The following is a 19,372-nucleotide window of genomic DNA, read 5'->3' as shown; positions in this document are numbered from 1 at the left end:
GACTACTCCTCGCCGTCGCCGGAGAGCGCGGCGCGGATCGAGCGACGGACCTGCGTTCCACCGGGCGTCTGCGGTCGGTAGGTGCCGCCGGTGAAGATCTCGCCGGTCTCGTCGTTCTGCCAGATGCCGGGCTCGAGACGGGTGACGCTGTCCTCGTCGACCGTCGCGTTCCGCATCTCCGCTTCGATTTCCTTCACGCGTCGACGAGCGACACGCCCGTATCGCGCACCGAATCGACCGGCGCTGCCGGTCTTTCGTGCCTTCTGTTCGGCCATAGTATCGCGTGATACCCCCGGCGGAGCCATAAACCCTGCGAGATGGGTTCGGGACCGCGAGCACCGAGAAGGGAACCCAATCGACCGTATCAGACCGTCTCCAGCAGATAGTCGAACGCTTCCGATCCGACGTGAACGTGCGCGTACGTCGCGAGCGTCCGGTACTCCCGAAGGCCGTCGTTCGCCCCGTCGATGCCAGCGCCGCGCACCATCTCGAGGGCGAACCGGGCGTCCGGTGCGGCCGTCGCGGAGGAGTAATGGAACTCGTGTCCACGGCGTGTTTCGCCCTCCGGGGCGATCAGACAGTCCTCGCGGGCGCGGACCCCGATGTGATCGAGCGCGACGGGCCCGTCGGTCATCCGGGTCTCGACCGGGAGCACGCCAGCCATCGCGTGCTCGTCGCCGTCGGCCGTCGTCAACGACTCCCCGAGAGCCATCAGTCCCCCGCACTCGCCGAATACCGGTAGGCCATCGGCCGCGCGTTCGGCGATCTCATCGAGCGTCCCCGACTCCGCGAGCGCGGCCGCGTGCCGCTCAGGGTAGCCGCCGGGGAGGTAGACGACGTCGCAGTCGGGAACCGGGTCGCCAGCGACGGGCGAAAAGGGTTCGACCGAGCCGCGGACGGCGAGTCGCTCCCGCGTGCTCGGGTAGACGAACCGAAACGCGTCGTCGGCGGCGAGCGCGACCCGCACGCCGGTCTCGTCGTCTGCACGGAGCGAGGGTGCGGTGTCGAGCCGCGGTCGACGCGCGAGGTCGACTACCGCGTCGGCGTCGACCTGTCGGGCCGCGGAATCGAGCGCCTCGTCTTCGACCGGCGATTCGTCGCCGAAGTGGAGGCCGAGGTGCCGATCCGGAATGTCGAGGCCGTCGAGCGACGGCGTACGGCCGACGTACCGGAGTCCCTCGACGGCGTCGCGAATCCCTCGCTCGTGTCGCCCCCCGTGGGCGCGGGCGGCGAGCAGGCCGACGACGTCGATGTCGTAGCCCGCCCGATCGGCGTACTGCTGGAACCCCAGCGCCGTGGCCGCGACGCTCTCCATCCCCCCCGCCGCGTCGACGACGAGGACCACGGGGAGATCGAGCGCCTCCGCGACCGCGGCGGTGCTCACGTCGCCGTCGTACAGCCCCATCATCCCCTCGACGACGCAGATATCGCCGTCGTTCGCCCCGCGGGCGTACGCGCGCCTGATCCCGGTCTCGCCCGACAGCCACGGATCGAGCGTTCGAGACGGCCGTCCGAGTACGGCGGCGTGGTGACTCGGATCGATGAAGTCGGGTCCGGCCTTCGCGGCCACCGGAGTCTGTCCGGCGCGTTCGAGGGCGCGACAGACCGCGAGCGTCGCGACGGTCTTCCCGACGCCCGAAGCCGTCCCCGCGAGGACGACGCCCGGAAGGTCAGAGGGCACCGCATCGGTGGTCATCGACGGACCCTCGTCGACGCAATCGGTTAAGTGATTCCGTCATCCGACGTCTTCGAGTCCGTTTCGGCCGTAGGTTTATACCTGAACCCGCGGCCAGACGGCCCGTGATCTGAGATCCACCCCGCGTCGGGCCGCGGTTGCTCGGCACGTCGGCGCGGGAACCGACGTCGACGACGGTAGAGCGAGGAACGTCGTCGACGGTAGGTGCCGACTGTTCGCTATCAGCGCACGAGTCGTCGCTTCGCCATCAGAGCGCACCAGCCGCCGCTTCGCCATCAGCGCACGAGTCGCCAGTAGGTCACTCACGCGCGTGACCGCTGCTGTCGACCCGACGGACGCGAGCGCGTTCGTCCGTCACAACGCCGTACTCGGCCTGTTCGACCGAATTCGGTGGACTCTCTTCGGCGTAGCGCGAGTCGAGGGACGCGAGGAGTGCGTCGCGAACGCAGGCGCGCGCGGCCGACCCGACAGCCGTCGCGCTCCCCGAGAACGCCGCCGCCTCGCCGTCGGGGTCGCAGCCGACGAGCACGGCGTCGGAGGTCGTTCCCGGAAAGCCCGTCAGCGCGAGGAGCGTCGCCGTTTTCGCCTCCGCGGCGACGGCGACGAGGTTCGCGAGCGCTCCCGGCGCGAGCGACCGCGTCGTCCCGACGACGACGTTGACGGTTCCGGTGGGTGGTCGATCGTCGTCTGGATCGTGTGTCGTCGCTTCGTCGGCGTCCTGGCCTGTCGCTCTCACGACGTTCTGTGCCCTCGCTCCCACAGCGTCGTGCGCCGGTGGCTCGGCCGTCGCTCCGACTGCACCCGACGGCGACTCCACCGCCGTGAGCGGCAGCGCTGCCGGGTTGTTCACGCCCGCGGTGACGACCGCCTCGACGGGACCGAGGCGCGCGCGGCGCGCGTGCCGCATCGAGACGCCAGTCAGCAGCGTCGGCGCGGATTCGACCGGTTGATCCGAATCCCTGAACCCCGCCTCACGGCGACGGCGCGCGGTGTACGCGGACACGTCCACGTCGTCCCAGCCCTCGGGCACCGACACGAGGTACGCACAGTCGCCGACGGACTCGCCGCCGTCGTAGCCCGTCGAGAGCCACCGCGTTCCGGGTCGGCGGAGCCGACAAACCCCGTCTCGGACCGTCGCCTCGAAGACCGTCGTCCCCGGTCGCTCCGGCCCTTCCGCGTCGTCGCTCATCGACTCCCCGTCGTCGCGCATCGGTCCAACAGCGCGTCGAGCAACAGGTCGTTCTCGCGCGGGCGGCGCACCGCCACGCGCACGTGCGAATCCAACCGAGCGAAGGTCCGTGCGTCCCGGACAGCCACGCCGCCTCGGCTCGCCCGTTCGACCACCGAATCGACGGGTTCCTCGCCGACGTCGACGAGCATGAAGGGCGCGTCCGACGGCGCGACGTCGTACCTCGTCGAAAGCGCCTCATACATTCGGGTGCGTTCGCTCGCGACCCGCTCGCGCGTGCGCTCGACGAACTCCGCCTGTCGCAGGCAGTGCGTTCCCACCGCCGTCGCGGGCGTCGACAGTCCCCACGTCGGACGGGCGGTCCGGAGCCGCTCGCCGAGTCGGCCGGTCGCGACGGCGAAGCCCGCGCGGATACCGGGCAGGCCGAACATCTTGGTCAGCGAACGAGCGACGATCGCACCGGCCGCTCCGGCCAGACTCAGCGCGTCGGTGAAGTCGAGGAACGCCTCGTCGACGACGAGCGTCGTGTCGGATTCGCGGCACGCGTCCAGGAACGACCGAAGCGCCGACGTATCGGCGAGTTCGCCAGTCGGGTTGTTCGGCGTGCAGACGACGGCGGCGGCGTAGTCTCCGGGATCGCGGTCGAGCAGTTCGTCGTGCGCGACGCCGACGGGCTCGCCGCCCTGGAGCCGGGTCTCGCGGGCGTATTCGCCGAAGCTCGGTTCGGGGACGAGCACGCGGTCGCCCGGAGCCACGCTGACACCGAACGCGAGCCGAAGCGCCGCGAGGCCCCCGGCGGTCGGAACGACATCGGCGGCGCTGCAGGTTCCGATGGCGTCGAAACCGCAGTCGACGTAATCGGCGGCGGCCGCTCGGAAGTCGTCGAATCCGTCGGCGTAGCGCGTCGCATCGGCGAGGGCTCCCTCGTACACGTCGGCAATCCCGTCGGGTCGCACCGGGTTCGTGTTCGCGCTAAAATCGATCAGTTCGGTGTCGTCACTGCCGCCGTGCGGGACGCGTTCAACCTCGTCGACGCTCTCAGGGTCCATCCGCGGTCGGTCCCTCCTGCCCGCCCGTCGTCACTCGTTCCAGAACGGTCCGAGTCGCCCCGGTCACCTCGTCGAGCCGACCGGCCTCCTCGGCGAGTTCCAGCGCACCGCCCATCGCCGCGCCTTCCTTGCCGACGCCGTCGGCGTACGCCGACAGCGGTCCCGCGCCCTCGGCGTCGAAGCCCGGATCCGACACTCGGAGATCGAGACCGAGCGCGTCGGCCGCATCGCCGAGCTCCGGAACGTCGGCCGCGAGATACGACGTCGTCGCGAGCGTCGCCCGAGCGGGGACGCCAGCGTGGCGAACGAGCGCGGCGACAGCGAGTAACTGCGTGCCGCCGCCCAGGACCACCTCAGTACCGGATTCGAGCGCACCGGCAGTGAGCCCCGCAGCGACGGCCAAGACCGGGTCACCGACGAACCGAACGGCGAGTTCGGGCGTGTGCGCCGCGCGCCCGGCCTCGAGATCGGACGGCTCGAAGGCCTCCTCGACCACGCGCGATTTCAGGTCGAGCGGGTTCTCCGGCAGCGACGACGACGTCGACTCGATCACGTCCTCTCCGAGCGCGCGGAGTGTCGCCATCGCCGTCGTCGTCCCGCCGGGGATCGTCTCGCCGACGACGACTCGGTCGTCCGGCAGCCCGCGTCCGAACTCCCGTGCGGCCGCGAACGCGCCGGGCGCGGTCTGGACGGGGTCCGCCTCTCGGATGTCGCGACCAGGCCGCGCCCCGACCGAGACGGTCGGTGCACCGGTCGGCCGCGCGAGGCCGCCGTCGACGACGGTGACGTCGAATCCGAGGAGCTCCCGAACCGCGCGCGTCACGACCGCGGGCGTCGGACAGCCCGTCGGACTCACCGGCGTCACGGGCGCGCGGACCGTATCGCCGTACGCGAGGATCTCCGCGTCGGCGCTCGGCGTGTGCAAGAGCAGGTCGCGGGTGGCACCCGCGGCGCTGATGCCGTCGATCTCGGCCGTGCGGGTCGTCCCCGCGACGAGAATCACTCGCACAGCGCCTCCGCGAGCGCTCTGTCTTCGGGTCGATTCACGTTGACCGCGAGGCGGGCGTCGTACGTCAACGCCACGGTGTCGTCGTCACCCGCCACGACGTTCAGCCCCACGGGTTCGACTGCCCGCCCCTCGTGTTCGAAGGACGCATCCACTGACGCGCCGAGGCGGCGCTTCAGCGCGACGGGAACGCAGACGGTGAGGGAGGTCGCCGGAGGAACCGTAGCGGTCGCTCCTGTCCCTTCGGCCTCAAACGTTCGATCGGGCGAGCCGTCGGCTGCAAACGCCTGTGCGCCCTCCCCTTCGGCGGCAAACGCTCGGTCGATCGCGTCGTCGACGTGCTCGGGCGCGAGTAACGGCAGGTCCGCCGGAACGGTGAGAACGGGACGGTTCTCGGATCCGGATCGATCGATTGTTTCGAGTGCGGCGCGCAGGTCACTCACGTAGCCCCCGCCGGGCGTCTCGATGACCGAGAGCGACCGCTTTCTCGCGCGTGCGGCCGTCGCGGGCGTGTACGGCGAGACGACGGCGTGAATCGTTCCGTCCGCTTCCGATCCGGATCCTCCGACCCGACTCGCGGTGAGCGCGTCGACGACGCGATCGAGCATCGGCTCGCCGTCGATCTCGACGAGCGGCTTTTCGCGGTCGGCTGTGCTCTCGGTGTCGTCCGCACCTCGAAGCCGCGTCCCGCGCCCGCCGCACATCACCAGAGCGTCCACGCGATCACCCCCGCGTGGACGCCCGCGACGCGCCCGAGTTCGTTGGCCGCGCCGAGGACGTCACCGGTGACGCCGCCGAGCGCATTGCCCGCCCAGCGGCCGAGGAGCCACGCCGTGACCACTGGGGCGACGAGCGCGCCGAGTGCACCGATTACGACCGCGTACCCGGCTCCCGCCAGCCACGCGACCCCGACCACCGGAAGTACGGCGACAGTGACGGAGAGCAGCTCCGTCGGCGTCGCTGACTCGGTCAACGCGGAGCCGAGTCCGTCGTGAGCGGCCGCGCGCGTGCAGACGAGCAGCGCCATTCCGGCTTTGGCACCGACCTCCGCCGCGAGTGCGAGTGCAAACGCGACGCGTGGGTCCGTTCCGGCCAGACTCAGCACCCCGAGGGCGAGGGTTACGAACGCGAGCGAGACCGCCAGCGCGCCCCCGACGCCGACCTGCGAGTCCTTGAGCACTTCGCGCCTGCGCGCTTCGTCGACGCCGCCGTGCACCGCCGCCGCGTCGCCGAGATCGGCCAACCCGTCGGCGTGGGTGACGCCGGTCAGGAGCACGAGCGCGACGAGGTAGAGCGCGGCCGCACTCGGCCCCGGGAGCGGGAGGGCGAGCGCGAGGAAGAGGGGAAGCGCCGCGAGCGCGCCGACGACGTAGCCGACGAGCGGGATCGAAACGGGCGTTATGCGGAACGCGTTCCAGGAGTCCTCGTCGCCGCCGAGGGGAAGTCGAGTGAGGAAGCCAAGCGCGCCCCGGAGCGCGGACAGTGCCGTTCGGACACTCAGTACCACGCGATCACCCCCGCGAGCGCGAACGCGAGCGTCCCGGCGCCTCGCGTGATCCGGACTGCTCGGGTCGCGCTGGCGACGTCGGGAAGCGTCGCGGATCCGCTTCGTGCTGGATCGAGCTCGTACGCGCCGGGTTTGCGCAACCGCGCGGGAAGCAGTGCTGCCATCGTCGCCATCGGCCACCCGGAGTTCGGCGACGAGGGCTGCCGCGCGAGCGTCCGAATCTGTGCGTCGAACGGGAGCGTTGGAGCCCCGGCGACGACGGCGAGGAGCAGCGCCGTGAGGCGTGCAGGGAGCCACATCACGAGGTCGTCGAGGCGGGCCGGTGCCCACCCGATCGGTACCGAGCGGTAGCCTACCATCGAATCCAACGTGTTGACGGCTTTCACCCACGCGGCCGCCCCCGCACCCGCGACGAGCGGCAGGGTGTCTGTCGCTCCCGCCGGTGCTGTCGGGACGAGTGTGTCCACCGCTCCCGACGCTGTCGTCGGAGCGAGTGCGCCCGCCGCTTCCGTCGTCGCGATCGGACCGTTCGCGCTCGCCGCCGCGGCGGCGAGCGCGAACGCGAAGAGCGGTGCGACGAGGCCGTCGGCGAGGTTCTCCGCGAGGCTCTCGACCGCGGCCGACCGCACGTGTCCCGCGTCCAGCGAGTCGGGATCGCGCCCCGCCAACGCCGGGAGGTCCCCTCGCGCGGCGTCGAGGTCGGCGTCGCTCTCGTCGATCACCGTCCGGGCGCTGTCGAGCAGCAGCCGCAGGCTCGTCGTCGAGAAGAGCGCGCCCGCGGCCAGGAGCGTTGCGACCCACGGCGCGTCCGTCGCGGCGGCTCCGATCCAGACCAGCCCTGCCGCGGCGGCGGCGAACCCGAGCGGAATACAGAGCGCCGCCAGGATCCCGACGGTTCGGGGGGACACCCGTCCGTATGCCGTCCATCCGTCGGACTGGCGCTCGACTCGGGTGACGACGCGACCGAGCAGCGCGACCGGGTGGATTCGAGCGGGCGGTTCCGCGACGAGCGCGTCAAGCGCGGCGGCGACGACGACCGCCGCGGTTGCCGTCACCGGCACGGCGAACCCCCTTCCGGATCCCCGTCTCGAAACCGCTTCGCGAGCGACGGAAGCTCCGTTTCGGTGACGTCGACGAACGTCCCACCCACGTCTCGCACGCTGCCGTCAGTCGCCTCCTCGTCGCCGATGTGGATGAGCGAGCCCGGTCCAGTATCCAGTCGATCGGCGATTGTCTCGAACGCCGCCGGGTGCGGTTTCCGCCACCCGCAGCCGACGCTCGTCACGACGGCGTCGAACGCGGTCCGATCGATCGCCGAGCGGATCAGCGCCCGCGAGGCGAGCTCCGGAACCGAGCAGTTCGAGAGGACGCCCACCGGACCGCACGCGGCGGCGGCTTCGACGGCGTCGACCGCGCCCGCACGGGTTCGGACGGTGGGGTCGAACGCGGCGACGACGGCGCGACGGGCGGCGTTGTTCGGCGCGTCGACGTCGCGGGAACGCAGCGCGGCCGCGACGTGTGCCGGTAACGGGACCTCCGTGCCGCTCGGCGCGTCGACGTGCCGTTCGGCGTAGGCTTTCTCCCAGTCGTCCGGAACGGGTACATCGCGCGCGCGGAGTTCCGCTGCGACCGCGGCGGCCGGATCCTCGGATGCGTCGACCGCGACGAGCGTCCCGAAGAGATCGAACGTGACTGCCACTACAGTTGGAACGATGAAACTCGACTTGAATTTGCCGGAGAGAAGCGACGGTGGTGAATGCGAGGGGTGCGTATGACACGCAACGGCTGACAACCGTCAGACACGAGGATAGATTAAAATACTCCGTTGGTAATATGGAACTGATGAGTAAAATCACGTTCCGCGCCGACGACGACCTCGTCGAGCGGTTGGAGGCGCTCGAAACCTCCAAGAGCGAGGCGATGCGCGAGGCGTTGCGCACGTACCTCGACGGCGTGGACCGTGATACGGACGTCGCGGAGCCTCGCTCTGGCAAACGCAACGACGTGGTTACCGTGCACGACGGTAGCGGGTCCGTCGATGACGTGATCCGCGAACGCGTCGACGAACTGGTCGCCGAACGCGTCGACGAAGCGTTCGCCGGACGTCTCCCGCGCCGAGACCGCACCCGCGATCTCAACGTCAACGTGACAGTCGACGGCGCCCGGACGGTCGAGTCCGACGCACCGGCGGAATCGTCGGCTGTGCGGACCGACCACTCGGCGGGCGAATCCGAACGTAAGACATCTTCCGACGACGACGTACGTGACGTGGGCTCGAAGGCCTGCGAAAAATGCGGCGAGCACGTCGACACCGACCACGTGTACTGCCCGAACTGCGGCGAGAAAGCGTCTCACCGCGTGTTCTGTGAATGCGGTGATGAACTCAGATCCGACTGGGCGTTCTGCCCGGGCTGCGGCCGTCGGACGTCGGCGGCAGACGTGCTCGAACGCACGTAAACGATCTGGTGCGGGTGTATACGGCACTTCCGGTGGTGTTGTCTTACATTCGTCGTTACATTTATATGATGTCGCTCTGTGGTAACTGCCGCGTAAGACGGTTGTCTTACAGTCCGGCTCGGGGGGAGGGACCGTCCCTCTGTCACCCGATTTCGGACGTGTAAGACGTTCGCACGGGGTGTGCGCGCCGTCTTACCGGGGGAATGTAACATGGAGCGTGTGACACTACGAATTCCGAAGCAGCAGATCGAGGAGGTCGAACAGATGGTCGAAACCGGGGAGTTTCCGAACCGGTCAGAGGCGATCCGCTCGGCTGTTCGTGAGATGATTAACGAACAACAGGCCGATGGACGCGAGTCACCGACCAAACACACATGGGCCAAGGTGTAATCAATGCAAGATATTGTTAGAGAGGCTATGCAGCGCGATGAGCAAGAGCGTGAACAGGCCGCCGAGGCCCCGGACGACGACGAATTCGGAAATCCCCGAATCGTCATCGTCGGCTGTGGCGGTGCCGGTAACAACACGGTAAACCGTCTGTACAACATCGGCGTCGACGGTGCTGACACGGTCGCGATCAACACCGACAAACAGCACCTCAAGATGATTGAGGCCGACACGAAGATCCTCGTCGGCAAGTCGCTGACGCAGGGTCTCGGTGCCGGTGGCGACCCCTCGATGGGGGAGCGAGCGACCGAAATGGCGCAGGGGACGATCAAGGAAGTCCTCGGCGAGGCCGACCTCGTCTTCGTCACGGCGGGGATGGGCGGCGGGACCGGTACCGGTGCCGCCCCGGTCGTCTCGAAGATCGCCAAAGAGCAGGGTGCGATCGTCGTCGGGATGGTCTCGACGCCGTTCAACGTCGAGCGCGCGCGGACCGTGAAGGCCGAGGAGGGGCTCGAAAAGCTCCGCAACGAGGCCGATTCGATCATCGTCCTCGACAACAACCGCCTGCTCGACTACGTCCCGAACCTCCCGATCGGCAAGGCGTTCTCGGTGATGGACCAGATCATCGCCGAGACGGTCAAGGGAATCTCCGAGACCATCACGCAGCCGTCGCTGATCAATCTGGACTACGCGGATATGTCCACGATTATGGATCAGGGCGGCGTCGCGGTGATGCTCGTCGGTCAGACGCAGGATAAGAACAAGACCCAGGAGGTCGTCAACGACGCGATGAACCACCCGCTCTTGGACGTGGATTACCGGGGCGCATCCGGTGGTCTGGTCCACATCACGGGCGGTCCGGACCTCACGCTGAAGGAGGCCGAGGGCATCGCGAACAACATCACGGAGCGACTGGAAGCCCGCGCGAACGTCATCTGGGGCGCGCGCATCCGCGACGAGTACAAGGGGAAAGTCCGCGTGATGGCCATTATGACGGGCGTCCAGTCCGCCCAGGTCCTCGGCCCGTCGACGCAGAAGCAGGCCGACAAGTCCCGACAGAGCATCGAAACGACGGACTTCGACGCCAGCGAGAACAGACCGCCCTCTCAGAGCCACAACGGCTCGACCGCGACAGGCGGTTCCTGGCAGTCCGACGGCGGTCAAGAGCAGCGCGAACGGCAGAACGGCCTCGACGTCATCCGATAGCCGTCGAAAAAACTCCGCGAATCGCGTCGATCTGACCACCGACGCGCAGTCGTTGTCTCCAGTTCGTTCGTTTTTTCGACCGGCCGATGGCAGAGTCACTACTGACTCAGTCCGATCTCACACGGCCGCCAGCGACTCCAACAGTCGGCACTTCCGACAGACCTCACGCGTGGTTTTCGAGCCGCATCGCTCGCATTCGCGCATCTCGGCGGTCGATTCCCCGCGGTAGCGGTCGGCCGCCAGCGACGCGATTTCCTCGTAGCCGGAGAGGATCGAGTGCCTCGTCCCGGGGTGGTTCTCCTCCAGTTTCAAGAGGAGTTCTTGGATCTCGCCGCGGAACGCCTCCGAGGCGTGCGGACATTCGGTGATGTGCGCCGGGAGATCCCGCAGGTGCGCGTACAGCGCGACCTCCTTCTCGGGGATGTCCCGAAGCGGCTTCGCCCGCGGCACGAAGTGCGGCGACTCCGTTCGCTCGTCGAACGGACCGAGACTCGCATCGAAGTGCTTCGCCATCTGTTCGACGTCACCCTCGAAGACGTTCATCAGCGCCGTTTGGGCCTCGTCGTCGAGGTTGTGTCCGGTCAGGAGGATATCGGCATCGAACTCCGCCGCATACGTCTCCAGCAGGTCCCGGCGAAAGACGCCGCAGTACGCACACGGCGCCATCCCTTCGGGATCGTCCTCGACGACGTCGTCCATCCGAACGCCGAACTCGTCCTCGTATGACACGAGTTCGTGGCGCAGATCGAGTTTCTCGGCCAGTTCGACGCAGGCGTCGACGCTCGCGTCGCGGTATCCCTCGATCCCCTCGTGGATCGTCAGCGCGAGGACCTCGATGCGCGGATCCCGTCCGAACGTGTCGTCGAGGATCTGTGCGAGCACGACGCTGTCCTTGCCGCCCGAAAGCCCCAGCACCCACCGCTCGGGGTCGTCCGGAGTGGCCTCTCTGGGAACGAGATTGTCGCGGCGAATCCGGCGTCTGACCCGCTTCTCGACTGAGGCACAAAAGTGCTTCTCACACAGGTGCCCACCGGAGTATCCGGCGTGCATCACGGCGTCGCGCTCGCACTTGTCGCACTCCATCGCTCCGGCGTTGGCGACGCGAGCGGATACGGGTTTCGTCTCCGTCGGAGACGCAAAAACGGGGGAACGCGTGATCGAGGGAGAGGGGGATGGGGGAAGGCACCCCGAGGTAGCGTTACCCCGAGTGATCACCGTGACGGTGATCGATCGATCGACACCCCCGAGGTGCCGCCCGTACGTACGGACACCGTACTGAAAGTTCCTCCGAAACCGCAGTGCGGGGTGGAGTTGAACGTTCAGTGACAAGTCTGAGGGGGCGACCATCCGTCGAAACGCATTCGGCGGCCGAGCACCTTGCCAGGGTATGAGACGTTCGCGGGCGGTATCTCGGCTCGAATCGATCTTGGCTCTCGTCGAGTCGGATACCCTTCCGGTTCCGATTCGCGAGCTGTGGGTGTACGGCGACGTCGCGCTCGGGTTAGACCCGATCGAGCGACTCAACGTGTACGTGACGAAGGATCTGCTCCTCCGCGGCGATGCCGACGCGGCCGACGCGTTCGAGGCGACCCACGGCGTCAAGGGCGTCGGAAAGACGATTTCGGCGGAGTGGGCCGAAGCGAACCCCGAGCTCGTGCGGACGAACGCCAGCGGGTACGCCGCTCCCGAGAAGTGTCTCGCGGCGCAGTTGCTCCCGGCGGACGAACCCGCCCACCTCGAAGTGTGTAACGCCCCGTTCGAGGACAACGTCCGGCAGCGGTTGAAGGGCGCACTCGCCCGCGACGCCTACGAGGAGATCCTCGACCCGCGCGGCGTCTGTCTGTACGCCGAGGGGCAGCGCTCGGATTCGGCCCTCGAAAAACTCCGCGACGGCAACCTCGCGTTCCCGACGCTCACGGAGTCGCTGTCGATGCTTGGCCTCGATGAAGACACCGCCGAGAAGGCCGCCGCTGCGGTCTCGCAGTACCGTTCCTCACAGTCGGGGCGCACCGTCCGCGGCGACGTCGTTTGACACGTCGGTTCGGATATTCTCGGTGACGCCGGTCACACAGCCGTGTCGATATCCGCTGTACAGTTGCGTCGACACCCGTCACACAGTCGTATCGGCACCCGTCACACAGTCGTGTCGGCACCCGCCACATTCTCGGCGAGATCACTCACACTGCATCGGTGACCCGCCCGACGACGACGTCGAACGGGACGACTTCGGCGCGGCGGTACGTCCCCTCGCGCATCGCTTCGATGACGTCTCTGCCCATCTCGCGCCACTCGCTGCGGAGCGCGTCGTATTCGTCCCCCGAGAGCGTCCCCCGCAGTTCCCGTTCGTGCTGTGAGAGCGCTCCCCCGCTGGCCTTCCGTGCCGCGTCCGACAGCGACCCTTCGCCGTACGGCGGCTCGATCACTTTCCGGTGGTAGTACCGCCGGGTGCGAACGTCCGAGAGTCCGGATTCGCGAAACAACGACACGAGTCGGTCGCCCATCGATACGTCGGTCTCGACGCCCTCGATGTACGCAGCGCGGACCCGCTTCTCGAGTTCGACCTCCCGTTCGACGGTCGAGTCGACGCCGACGTCGCCGTTATCGGGTTCGATCACCGCCACGAGATCGGTCGAGAGGTCCGAGAAGGCTCGAACCGCAGCTGCGGGATCGGGGAGATTGACGAGCAGCGCCTGACAGACGACCAGATCGAACGATCGGTCGACGAACGGCGGGCGCGTCGCGTCGCCGACGACGGCTTCGAGACCGGTGTCCGCGCGCGCGACCCCGAGGAGTTCCGGGTCGGCGTCCAGACAGACCACCGCTCCCGGCGACTCCGCGTCGAGAACGCGCGCGAGTTCGCCCGTGCCCGCCCCGGCGTCGAGGATCCGCTCTCGGTCCCCGAGCGAGAGCGGCGAGAGCGCCTCGCGGGAGTCTTCCCACATTCCCTCGCGCGTCCGACGCAGATACTCCGGGGAGAACTTTCGCACGGCGCGCCGTACCGTCGGCGTCCTAAAAAGCGGGTCGGTTACGGTTCAGCGGCGGCGTTCTCAGGCTTCGCGGAGTTCGCGCACTCGGTCGATGTTCCACGCGAAGCCCTTTCCGTCCTCGTTCGGCGTCTCCAAGACGAGAGGCACCTCGGCCAGGTCGGGATGGTTGATGAACGCTCGCATTCCGTCCTCGCCGATCAGCCCCTCCCCGATGTGGGCGTGCTCGTCCTTGTTGGTCCCGCACTCGTGTTTCGAGTCGTTCAGGTGGACGCACGCGAGGTTGTCGAGGCCGACGTCCGAATCCAACGCCTCGACCGTCTCCTCGACCCCCTCGGGCGTCGAGAGGTCGTACCCCGCGGCGAACGCGTGGGCCGTATCGAGACAGATTTCGAGGTCCTGCGCGCTCTCTTCGAGCACGTATCCCAGGTGGCCGAAGTCGTCGCCCATCTTCGTCCCGGATCCGGCGTCTGACTCGACGAGGACGGTAACCCCGTCGGGGACGTCCAGTTCGTCGAGCGCGGAGACGGCGTTTTCGAGCCCCTGCTGCTCGCCTGCGCCGGTGTGCGCGCCGAGGTGGACGTTCACGTAGGGGACCTCAAGCAGCGCCGCGGCGTCGACTTCCCGCTGCATCGAGTCGATGGATTTCTCGCGGAGGTCGTCTTTCGGCGTGCAGAGGTTCACCAGGTACGACGAGTGAATCACCCACGGGCCGACGTCGTGCTCGCTCGACCGATCGCGAAACGCCGCGGCGTCGTCGTCGTCGATATCTGGATTCTGCCACACCTGTGGCGAGTGGGTGAAGATCTGTCCGCAGTTACCGCCGTCCTCGAGTTGTCGGTCGACAGCGTTGGCGACGCCACCGGCAATCGACTCGTGTGCTCCTACTCGCATACGCCTGTGCTGTCGCTCGGGGAGTAAAGCCACTTCGGAGTACTGTCGCGGGTGGGCCGGGTCCGTCCGTCGAATCAGGACCGTTCGTCGGGGCGACGCCGGACCCACTCGTCGTTCCCGTATTTCTCCTCGACCCGCGTTCGCGCGCGTTCGAGTTCCTCGTCGGTCCACGTTCCGACGTGGGCATCCGTCCACGTCGAAAGCGACTCCTCGACTGCGGTGACCATCTCTCCCCTGGTCGCGTCGGTCAGTTCGTCGACGCCGACGACGCGCTCGCTGAACTGCTCGGCGGGTACGTCGTGACCCGAAAAGACGTCGAGATGCTCGGTCGCGAGAGCGGAATAGGTGAGCGATCCGTGCTGAACGACGGCGTCGCGGCGGCGGTACTGGGCGTTGCCGCTGATCTTTCGACCGGACGCGACGATGTCGTGTGCCGGATGCAGTTTGCGGAGATAGCAGGCGGGCCGCCAGATCTCGGGCACGGGTTCGTCCACGTAGTCGGCGTCGATTCCCAACCGCTCGAAGGCATCCAAAACCGGCTCACAGAGCAGGTGATACGCGTCCATCAGATCGCCCGGTAGCTCTGATTTCGGCGCGGTGATCGAGTAGGAGACGTCGCCGTCGGTGTCGTGGTAGATGCCACCCCCACCGGTCTGTCTCCGCGTCACGGAGACCCCTTCCGTGTCGCAGTGCGTCCAATCCACCGTGTCCGGGTCCTGTCCGTATCCGAGCGAGAGCGTGCTCGGCGACCACCGGTACACCCGAACCGTGCGCGGGCCGCCAGCGGCGGCCGTTTCGGCCGCGATCTCGTCGAGCGCCATCTGCATCGGGCCGTCGCGCGCCTCTTCCTCGATCAGCCGCCACTCGGAATCGGCCAGCGGCCCCCTGTTCGCGGTCATACCGTGTGCTACGCTCGGTGAGGGAAAGCAATTTCGTCGCGATCCAGACCGAATTTGATATATCGTAATATGGTATATTTGATCGGACAGCGGACTCGCGGACCTTTTAGGTATCGCCCGCTCAGTGGGTGTATGGTGCGGAACGTCGCCGGATTGATGGTCGAACTCGAACCCGAGGATTTCTATCTGCTCTCCGGCGTCGAGCAGGGGATGCGCTTTTCAGAGTGGGTCAACCGTAAGAAGCTCCCGTCGTTTTCGAACCTGACGGCCGAGGAGGTCGACTACCGACTCGACCGCTGTGCAACCAGGGAGTTGATCGAGCGAAAGACCATCCAGTATGAGGGCTACACCCTCACGGCGGAAGGATACGATGCGCTCGCGCTGCGGGCGTTCGCTCAGCGCGATACGATCGAAGGCGTGGGCGCGCCGCTCGGCGTCGGCAAGGAAAGCGACGTCCTCGAAGTGCAGTCCTACCGGCCGCTGGCACTGAAGTTCCACCGCGAGGGCTACACGAACTTCCGCGAGGTGATGCGCGAGCGCGATTACACGTCCGAAAACAGACACGTGTCGTGGCTCTACACCGCGCGTAAGGCTGCAGAACGGGAGTATGAGACGCTAGAATCGCTTTTTCCGGCAGTTTCGGTCCCCCGTCCGATCGATCAGAACCGTCACGCCATCGTGATGGAGAAGTTCGAGGGGATCGAACTCCACCGCGCGAAACTCCCCGACGAACAGGCCGTCGGCGTTCTCGATCTGATTCTTCGTGAGATTGCCGCGGCCTACGACGCCGGGTACGTCCACGCCGATATGAGTGAGTACAACGTGGCAGTCAGCGAATCCGGGGTGACGATCTTCGATTGGCCCCAGGCGGTCCCGACGGATCACGAAAACGCCCGGGAACTCGTCGAGCGGGATCTCGAGAATCTCCTGTCGTATTTCGACCGGAAGTATCCGGGATCCATCCCCGAACTCGACGTCGACGCGCTCACAACGAGCGTCGCGGCCGACGACTTTCAGACGGTCCGCGCGCACGCGGTGTAATACTCGGTCACCGTTGCGCAGTATTACTCGGTACCGTTACGTAGTATTCCCGTCACCGTTCCGCTGATTTCCTCGGCGTCGCTCTGCTCGTCCCTCGAATCGGTGTTTTCACCGTAATTGGCTCTTCGAGTTGGTTCTCTCCGCTCTTAATCGCGCAGTCTCTCGACCTGATAAACTGTATATGGCAATACCAATATGGTTTCCTTCGCCAAGGCCCCGGTGACAGGGGCTGCCGCAATCTGACCGGCTTCGTCCCAGATGAGGGCGGTGTCTGACACGGGCGTTACGTTCATACGCGATGGCGTCTAACTCGACTATACGGAATGAGGCGGGATTACTTCGAGCTAGACGTCGAAAACGTCTCGTGGGTTGACGACGGCGACGACCCCAAGAAGCCACAGGTACGGATCGATTTCCACGGTCCGCGGGAGGTCCTTGAGGGGCGCCTTTCGGATCCGACGGGTGGCTATCTAGACGCGAGCGAGACTGACGTCGCGTTCCGACTTCAGGAACCGCTCGACGATCCCGACGCGGCTGGCGTCGTGAGCGTCACGAACCGGATTACCGGGGATTTCATCCTGGAACTCAACGAGTCCGCCGCCGACGTGCTCACCTTCATTCGAGCCGCACGCGAGTACGGCCGCAACGCGGACGACGACGGGCGATACCGCGTCGAAGTCCACATCGACGGCGAGGAGGCTGTCGTCTACGAGAAGCAGACGTTCCTGGTGTACGATGCCGACGGAAATCTGCTCCGCTCACACAGCTTGATTCCCTCGGGCGTCGAACTGTAGAACTGAATCGGATCAATTTTACCGATCTCACCGCTACCTTGCCAGCGTGGAGAACGTCACCGATCGAATCCGCAACCCGTTCGATATGCGTCCGCCGTGTGAGCGCTTCGTCCCCGGATACGGCGACGCCAACGCGGATTTTCACGTCATTGGGGACCACCCGGGAGTTCACGGCGGCCTCGATACCGGCGTTCCGTTCACCAACGAACCCGGACGTCGGTTACAAGCGGCGCTGCGAGCGGCGGGACTGCTGCGAACGACGGGGGACAGCCCTGAACCCGCGGGGACGTTCTTCTCGTACCTCCACCTGTGCGCTCCCGAGGGCGAGGAACCCACACAGTCGTCCTACGACGATTTAGAGCGTTTTTTCGACGCCGAGCTGCGCGCGATCGCCGCACACGTGCTCTTGCCGGTCGGCGCGCGGGCCACCGCTCACGTACTCGAGACGTATACGGCCCAGGCGTGGAAGACAGAAATCGATATGGAGGCCTTACACGCGACGGAGGTTCGGGGAAGCGGCTTTCTGGTCGTTCCCATCAGAGAGCCGGGCGAGTGGGACGAGACACACCACGATCGACTCGTCGACGGCCTCGACACGCTTCGATCGACGGATTTCCGGCGCGAAGCCGACCTCGGTCGGTTCAGCGCCGACGGGGACCCGTACTTGGTCCGGTGAACATCCGGTCAGATTTCCAACTTTTTATCAAGATAGTTCAGGAACGTCCGCGGATGACCGCTGAATCCGACTGAATCTTTGATTATGGGTCAAAAAAGCCCTAAAAATGGACTATTTAGTTGGAATCTCGAACGATCTGGGTGGAAATTAGTTCTATCATAGCACTTTTCACGACAAACAGAAAATACTACCCTGACGCGCGTGGTCGAACGCAACCGGGCGCGTCAGGTAAGGAGCTGCGAGACTGGTGCTCTTCGCAGTGGCTTGGTCAGTCAGGGGCCCGCCTGATGCGGCCCCGCTTCCTTTCATCGATACGTGTCTCCGCGAGTCGAACGAGTCGATTAGGACCCCCCCGAGCGACGCCCGAAGGCGACGCGGCCGACGTCGAGGAGGAAGCCCGCGGTCGCAACGACCGGACAGAGTCCGACGAGCACGAGGACGAGGCCGTCGGGAAGCGACAGTACTGTGCCGACTGCGAGGCCCGCGACCGGTGCAACTCCACCGACCGCGTACAGATAGGCGAATCCGCGTCCGAAGGCGGCGACGACACCCACGAGCGCGAGTGCGAGCGCGACGACGCCGATCGGAAACAACAGCGAGATCGGGGTCTCGACGGACGCGCCGAGCGCGAACTGTCCGGGTCCGACGAGAGCGTATGTGGAGAGCAGCGCCCCGGGGTCGGCGGGCGCAGCGCGGCCGAGCGACGAGATCGCCTCCGCGTTCGCTCGGAGATACTGCCAGAGGCCAGCGAGATAGGCGATTCCAGCGAGCAACACCGCGCTCCACCCGTACAACAGCGGCGAAGCCCGTCGACGAGAGTGTCGCGCGCCGACGGACGTGCCCTCGGACGCCGAATCGTTCCGATTCGAACGACCGGCATCGACGCGGTGTTCCTCCCCGCTCGTCGCAGTCGAAGCGCGTTGTCGCGACTGTGTTCCGGTCGCAGTAGTCCGATTCGACTGTGACTTACCCGTTGTTTTCTGTGAGCTCTTCTCTCTCGCCGTTCGCTGGGATTGCGCTCCACTCGTTTCCGCTCGCGTGGTCCGCCCCGCGCCGCGTCCGGCGTTCGCAGAGCGGTCCGATCCGTTCGCTCGATCGGCGCGCTTTCCGGCCGAACGCGCGCCCGATTCGTGGTGCCCGTCCGACCGGTCGCTGTCGCCGGTGTCGGTCGTCGTGCCGGAGTCCGATTCGGTCCCTGCCGTGCGGAACGGACGTGTCGGCAGCCCGTCGAGTCGTTGGTTCACGTATTTCCGATGTCCCAATCGGTCGTACGCGGCTCGTTCCGTCTCGTCGGAGAGGACCTCGTGGGCTTTCTTGAGCGTCTTGAACTGCGCGTTCGCTCGCGCGTCGTCGTTGACGTCGGGGTGGTACCGCCGCACTTTCCGTCGCCACGCGCGATTGATCTCCTCGGTCGAGGCGTCCCCAGACACCTCCAGCAGGTCGTAGAAATCTTCCATCCCCTGCCAGCGCGGTTTGACACCGACCGAATTGAATGTACCGACCCGCAAATCGCGTTGCGGCGTCGTCGGGAGGAGCGCGTTCGCATTGGGCTCGGCGACCTTTCCGGGACCCAGCGAAACACGCAAG

Annotated in this window: 21 protein-coding genes; 7 read left to right on the top strand and 14 right to left on the bottom strand. The window is 66.8% G+C overall.

What is annotated here, in order from left to right; genetic code table 11:
• Positions 1-2: 2 nt before the first annotated feature.
• The 9 genes from FJT57_RS04385 to FJT57_RS04345 form a co-directional block, all read right to left on the bottom strand.
• Entirely contained in the window at positions 3-275 is a 273-nt protein-coding gene (locus FJT57_RS04385) for an eL43 family ribosomal protein (RefSeq protein ID WP_144902040.1), read from the bottom strand.
• 89 nt (positions 276-364) lie between these two features.
• Entirely contained in the window at positions 365-1,696 is a 1,332-nt protein-coding gene (locus FJT57_RS04380; RefSeq protein WP_144902038.1) for a cobyrinate a,c-diamide synthase, read from the bottom strand.
• Positions 1,697-1,994: 298 nt separating this feature from the next.
• The gene (locus tag FJT57_RS04375; protein WP_144902036.1) at positions 1,995-2,885 is read right to left on the bottom strand and encodes an adenosylcobinamide amidohydrolase; all 891 of its coding nucleotides are present in this window, start codon (positions 2,883-2,885) and stop codon (positions 1,995-1,997) included.
• Positions 2,882-3,934, bottom strand: coding sequence for an aminotransferase class I/II-fold pyridoxal phosphate-dependent enzyme (locus FJT57_RS04370; RefSeq protein ID WP_144902034.1), 1,053 nt, complete (start codon positions 3,932-3,934; stop codon positions 2,882-2,884). Before FJT57_RS04370 ends, FJT57_RS04375 begins: the two co-directional genes overlap by 4 nt.
• The gene (locus FJT57_RS04365; RefSeq protein WP_144902032.1) at positions 3,924-4,943 is read right to left on the bottom strand and encodes a nicotinate-nucleotide--dimethylbenzimidazole phosphoribosyltransferase; all 1,020 of its coding nucleotides are present in this window, start codon (positions 4,941-4,943) and stop codon (positions 3,924-3,926) included. The genes FJT57_RS04370 and FJT57_RS04365 overlap by 11 nt, the downstream gene beginning before the upstream one ends.
• A complete protein-coding gene (locus tag FJT57_RS04360) occupies positions 4,934-5,644 on the bottom strand; it encodes an NTP transferase domain-containing protein (protein ID WP_144902574.1) in 711 nt (236 codons plus the stop codon). The genes FJT57_RS04365 and FJT57_RS04360 overlap by 10 nt, the downstream gene beginning before the upstream one ends.
• Complete coding sequence (gene cobS / locus FJT57_RS16910; protein WP_238993899.1) at positions 5,644-6,447, bottom strand: adenosylcobinamide-GDP ribazoletransferase; 804 nt, start codon at positions 6,445-6,447, stop codon at positions 5,644-5,646. The genes FJT57_RS04360 and cobS overlap by 1 nt, the downstream gene beginning before the upstream one ends.
• Positions 6,438-7,508: a CobD/CbiB family cobalamin biosynthesis protein gene (locus FJT57_RS16905; protein WP_144902030.1), complete on the bottom strand. Its 1,071-nt coding sequence runs from the start codon at positions 7,506-7,508 to the stop codon at positions 6,438-6,440. The genes cobS and FJT57_RS16905 overlap by 10 nt, the downstream gene beginning before the upstream one ends.
• On the bottom strand, positions 7,499-8,146 hold the full coding sequence (locus tag FJT57_RS04345; RefSeq protein WP_144902028.1) for an HAD family hydrolase: 648 nt from the start codon (positions 8,144-8,146) through the stop codon (positions 7,499-7,501). Before FJT57_RS04345 ends, FJT57_RS16905 begins: the two co-directional genes overlap by 10 nt.
• 143 nt (positions 8,147-8,289) lie before the next feature.
• Here FJT57_RS04345 and FJT57_RS04340 point away from each other — a divergent pair, with 143 nt between their 5' ends.
• The 3 genes from FJT57_RS04340 to ftsZ all read left to right on the top strand — a co-directional run bounded on the left by FJT57_RS04340 (position 8,290) and on the right by ftsZ (position 10,497).
• Positions 8,290-8,904 carry a double zinc ribbon domain-containing protein gene (locus FJT57_RS04340; RefSeq protein ID WP_144902026.1) on the top strand — a complete coding sequence of 205 codons (615 nt, stop codon included), beginning with the start codon at positions 8,290-8,292 and terminating at the stop codon, positions 8,902-8,904.
• Between the two features lie 210 nt (positions 8,905-9,114).
• The gene (locus FJT57_RS04335) at positions 9,115-9,294 is read left to right on the top strand and encodes a ribbon-helix-helix domain-containing protein (protein ID WP_049986518.1); all 180 of its coding nucleotides are present in this window, start codon (positions 9,115-9,117) and stop codon (positions 9,292-9,294) included.
• Positions 9,295-9,297: 3 nt separating this feature from the next.
• Positions 9,298-10,497, top strand: coding sequence for a cell division protein FtsZ (ftsZ, locus tag FJT57_RS04330; RefSeq protein WP_144902024.1), 1,200 nt, complete (start codon positions 9,298-9,300; stop codon positions 10,495-10,497).
• Between the two features lie 117 nt (positions 10,498-10,614).
• On the opposite strand, the gene ncsA is transcribed toward ftsZ, so the two are convergent.
• A complete protein-coding gene (gene ncsA / locus FJT57_RS04325; RefSeq protein WP_144902023.1) occupies positions 10,615-11,580 on the bottom strand; it encodes a tRNA 2-thiolation protein NcsA in 966 nt (321 codons plus the stop codon).
• A gap of 304 nt (positions 11,581-11,884) precedes the next feature.
• Here ncsA and FJT57_RS04320 point away from each other — a divergent pair, with 304 nt between their 5' ends.
• A complete protein-coding gene (locus FJT57_RS04320; RefSeq protein ID WP_144902022.1) occupies positions 11,885-12,529 on the top strand; it encodes a DUF7095 family protein in 645 nt (214 codons plus the stop codon).
• A gap of 145 nt (positions 12,530-12,674) precedes the next feature.
• Here the strand turns inward: FJT57_RS04320 and FJT57_RS04315 are convergent, their stop codons facing one another.
• From FJT57_RS04315 to FJT57_RS04305, 3 genes are all read right to left on the bottom strand, one after another.
• The gene (locus FJT57_RS04315) at positions 12,675-13,484 is read right to left on the bottom strand and encodes a class I SAM-dependent methyltransferase (protein WP_144902020.1); all 810 of its coding nucleotides are present in this window, start codon (positions 13,482-13,484) and stop codon (positions 12,675-12,677) included.
• Between the two features lie 60 nt (positions 13,485-13,544).
• A complete protein-coding gene (locus FJT57_RS04310) occupies positions 13,545-14,375 on the bottom strand; it encodes a deoxyribonuclease IV (protein WP_144902018.1) in 831 nt (276 codons plus the stop codon).
• A 74-nt stretch (positions 14,376-14,449) separates the two neighbouring features.
• Positions 14,450-15,274, bottom strand: a complete 825-nt coding sequence (locus tag FJT57_RS04305) for a lipoate--protein ligase family protein (protein ID WP_144902016.1) — start codon at positions 15,272-15,274, stop codon at positions 14,450-14,452.
• Positions 15,275-15,406: 132 nt separating this feature from the next.
• On the opposite strand from FJT57_RS04305, the gene FJT57_RS04300 reads away from it, so the two are divergent.
• From FJT57_RS04300 to FJT57_RS04290, 3 genes are all read left to right on the top strand, one after another.
• Positions 15,407-16,315: a serine/threonine-protein kinase RIO2 gene (locus tag FJT57_RS04300; protein WP_144902014.1), complete on the top strand. Its 909-nt coding sequence runs from the start codon at positions 15,407-15,409 to the stop codon at positions 16,313-16,315.
• Positions 16,316-16,638: 323 nt separating this feature from the next.
• Positions 16,639-17,109, top strand: coding sequence for a DUF5793 family protein (locus FJT57_RS04295; RefSeq protein WP_144902012.1), 471 nt, complete (start codon positions 16,639-16,641; stop codon positions 17,107-17,109).
• Between the two features lie 46 nt (positions 17,110-17,155).
• Positions 17,156-17,785 carry a uracil-DNA glycosylase family protein gene (locus FJT57_RS04290; protein ID WP_203229086.1) on the top strand — a complete coding sequence of 210 codons (630 nt, stop codon included), beginning with the start codon at positions 17,156-17,158 and terminating at the stop codon, positions 17,783-17,785.
• A 341-nt stretch (positions 17,786-18,126) separates the two neighbouring features.
• Here FJT57_RS04290 and FJT57_RS04285 read toward each other — a convergent pair whose 3' ends face one another.
• Positions 18,127-19,242 (bottom strand): DnaJ domain-containing protein, encoded by a 1,116-nt coding sequence (locus FJT57_RS04285; RefSeq protein ID WP_144902010.1) that lies wholly within the window; start codon positions 19,240-19,242, stop codon positions 18,127-18,129.
• Positions 19,243-19,372 lie beyond the last annotated feature (130 nt).

The sequence above is a fragment of the Halobellus captivus genome, from assembly GCF_007655485.1.
Lineage (GTDB): Archaea > Halobacteriota > Halobacteria > Halobacteriales > Haloferacaceae > Haloquadratum > Haloquadratum captivum.
Note: the sequence above shows the minus strand (reverse complement) of the source record. Positions and strands in the feature narration are given on the sequence as shown.

What these genes read in the sequence shown, in the direction of transcription:
- FJT57_RS04340 (WP_144902026.1), top strand. Translation starts at nt 8,290, where the DNA reads ATGAGTAAAATCACGTTCCGCGCCGACGACGACCTCGTCGAGCGGTTG.
- ftsZ (WP_144902024.1), top strand. Translation starts at nt 9,298, where the DNA reads ATGCAAGATATTGTTAGAGAGGCTATGCAGCGCGATGAGCAAGAGCGT.
- FJT57_RS04360 (WP_144902574.1), bottom strand. Translation starts at nt 5,644, where the DNA reads ATGTGCGGCGGGCGCGGGACGCGGCTTCGAGGTGCGGACGACACCGAG.
- FJT57_RS04295 (WP_144902012.1), top strand. Translation starts at nt 16,639, where the DNA reads ATGAGGCGGGATTACTTCGAGCTAGACGTCGAAAACGTCTCGTGGGTT.
- FJT57_RS04375 (WP_144902036.1), bottom strand. Translation starts at nt 2,885, where the DNA reads ATGAGCGACGACGCGGAAGGGCCGGAGCGACCGGGGACGACGGTCTTC.
- FJT57_RS04285 (WP_144902010.1), bottom strand. Translation starts at nt 19,242, where the DNA reads ATGGAAGATTTCTACGACCTGCTGGAGGTGTCTGGGGACGCCTCGACC.
- FJT57_RS04370 (WP_144902034.1), bottom strand. Translation starts at nt 3,934, where the DNA reads ATGGACCCTGAGAGCGTCGACGAGGTTGAACGCGTCCCGCACGGCGGC.
- FJT57_RS04335 (WP_049986518.1), top strand. Translation starts at nt 9,115, where the DNA reads ATGGAGCGTGTGACACTACGAATTCCGAAGCAGCAGATCGAGGAGGTC.
- FJT57_RS04380 (WP_144902038.1), bottom strand. Translation starts at nt 1,696, where the DNA reads ATGACCACCGATGCGGTGCCCTCTGACCTTCCGGGCGTCGTCCTCGCG.
- FJT57_RS04310 (WP_144902018.1), bottom strand. Translation starts at nt 14,375, where the DNA reads ATGCGAGTAGGAGCACACGAGTCGATTGCCGGTGGCGTCGCCAACGCT.
- FJT57_RS04305 (WP_144902016.1), bottom strand. Translation starts at nt 15,274, where the DNA reads ATGACCGCGAACAGGGGGCCGCTGGCCGATTCCGAGTGGCGGCTGATC.
- FJT57_RS04385 (WP_144902040.1), bottom strand. Translation starts at nt 275, where the DNA reads ATGGCCGAACAGAAGGCACGAAAGACCGGCAGCGCCGGTCGATTCGGT.
- FJT57_RS04300 (WP_144902014.1), top strand. Translation starts at nt 15,407, where the DNA reads ATGGTGCGGAACGTCGCCGGATTGATGGTCGAACTCGAACCCGAGGAT.
- FJT57_RS04320 (WP_144902022.1), top strand. Translation starts at nt 11,885, where the DNA reads ATGAGACGTTCGCGGGCGGTATCTCGGCTCGAATCGATCTTGGCTCTC.
- ncsA (WP_144902023.1), bottom strand. Translation starts at nt 11,580, where the DNA reads ATGGAGTGCGACAAGTGCGAGCGCGACGCCGTGATGCACGCCGGATAC.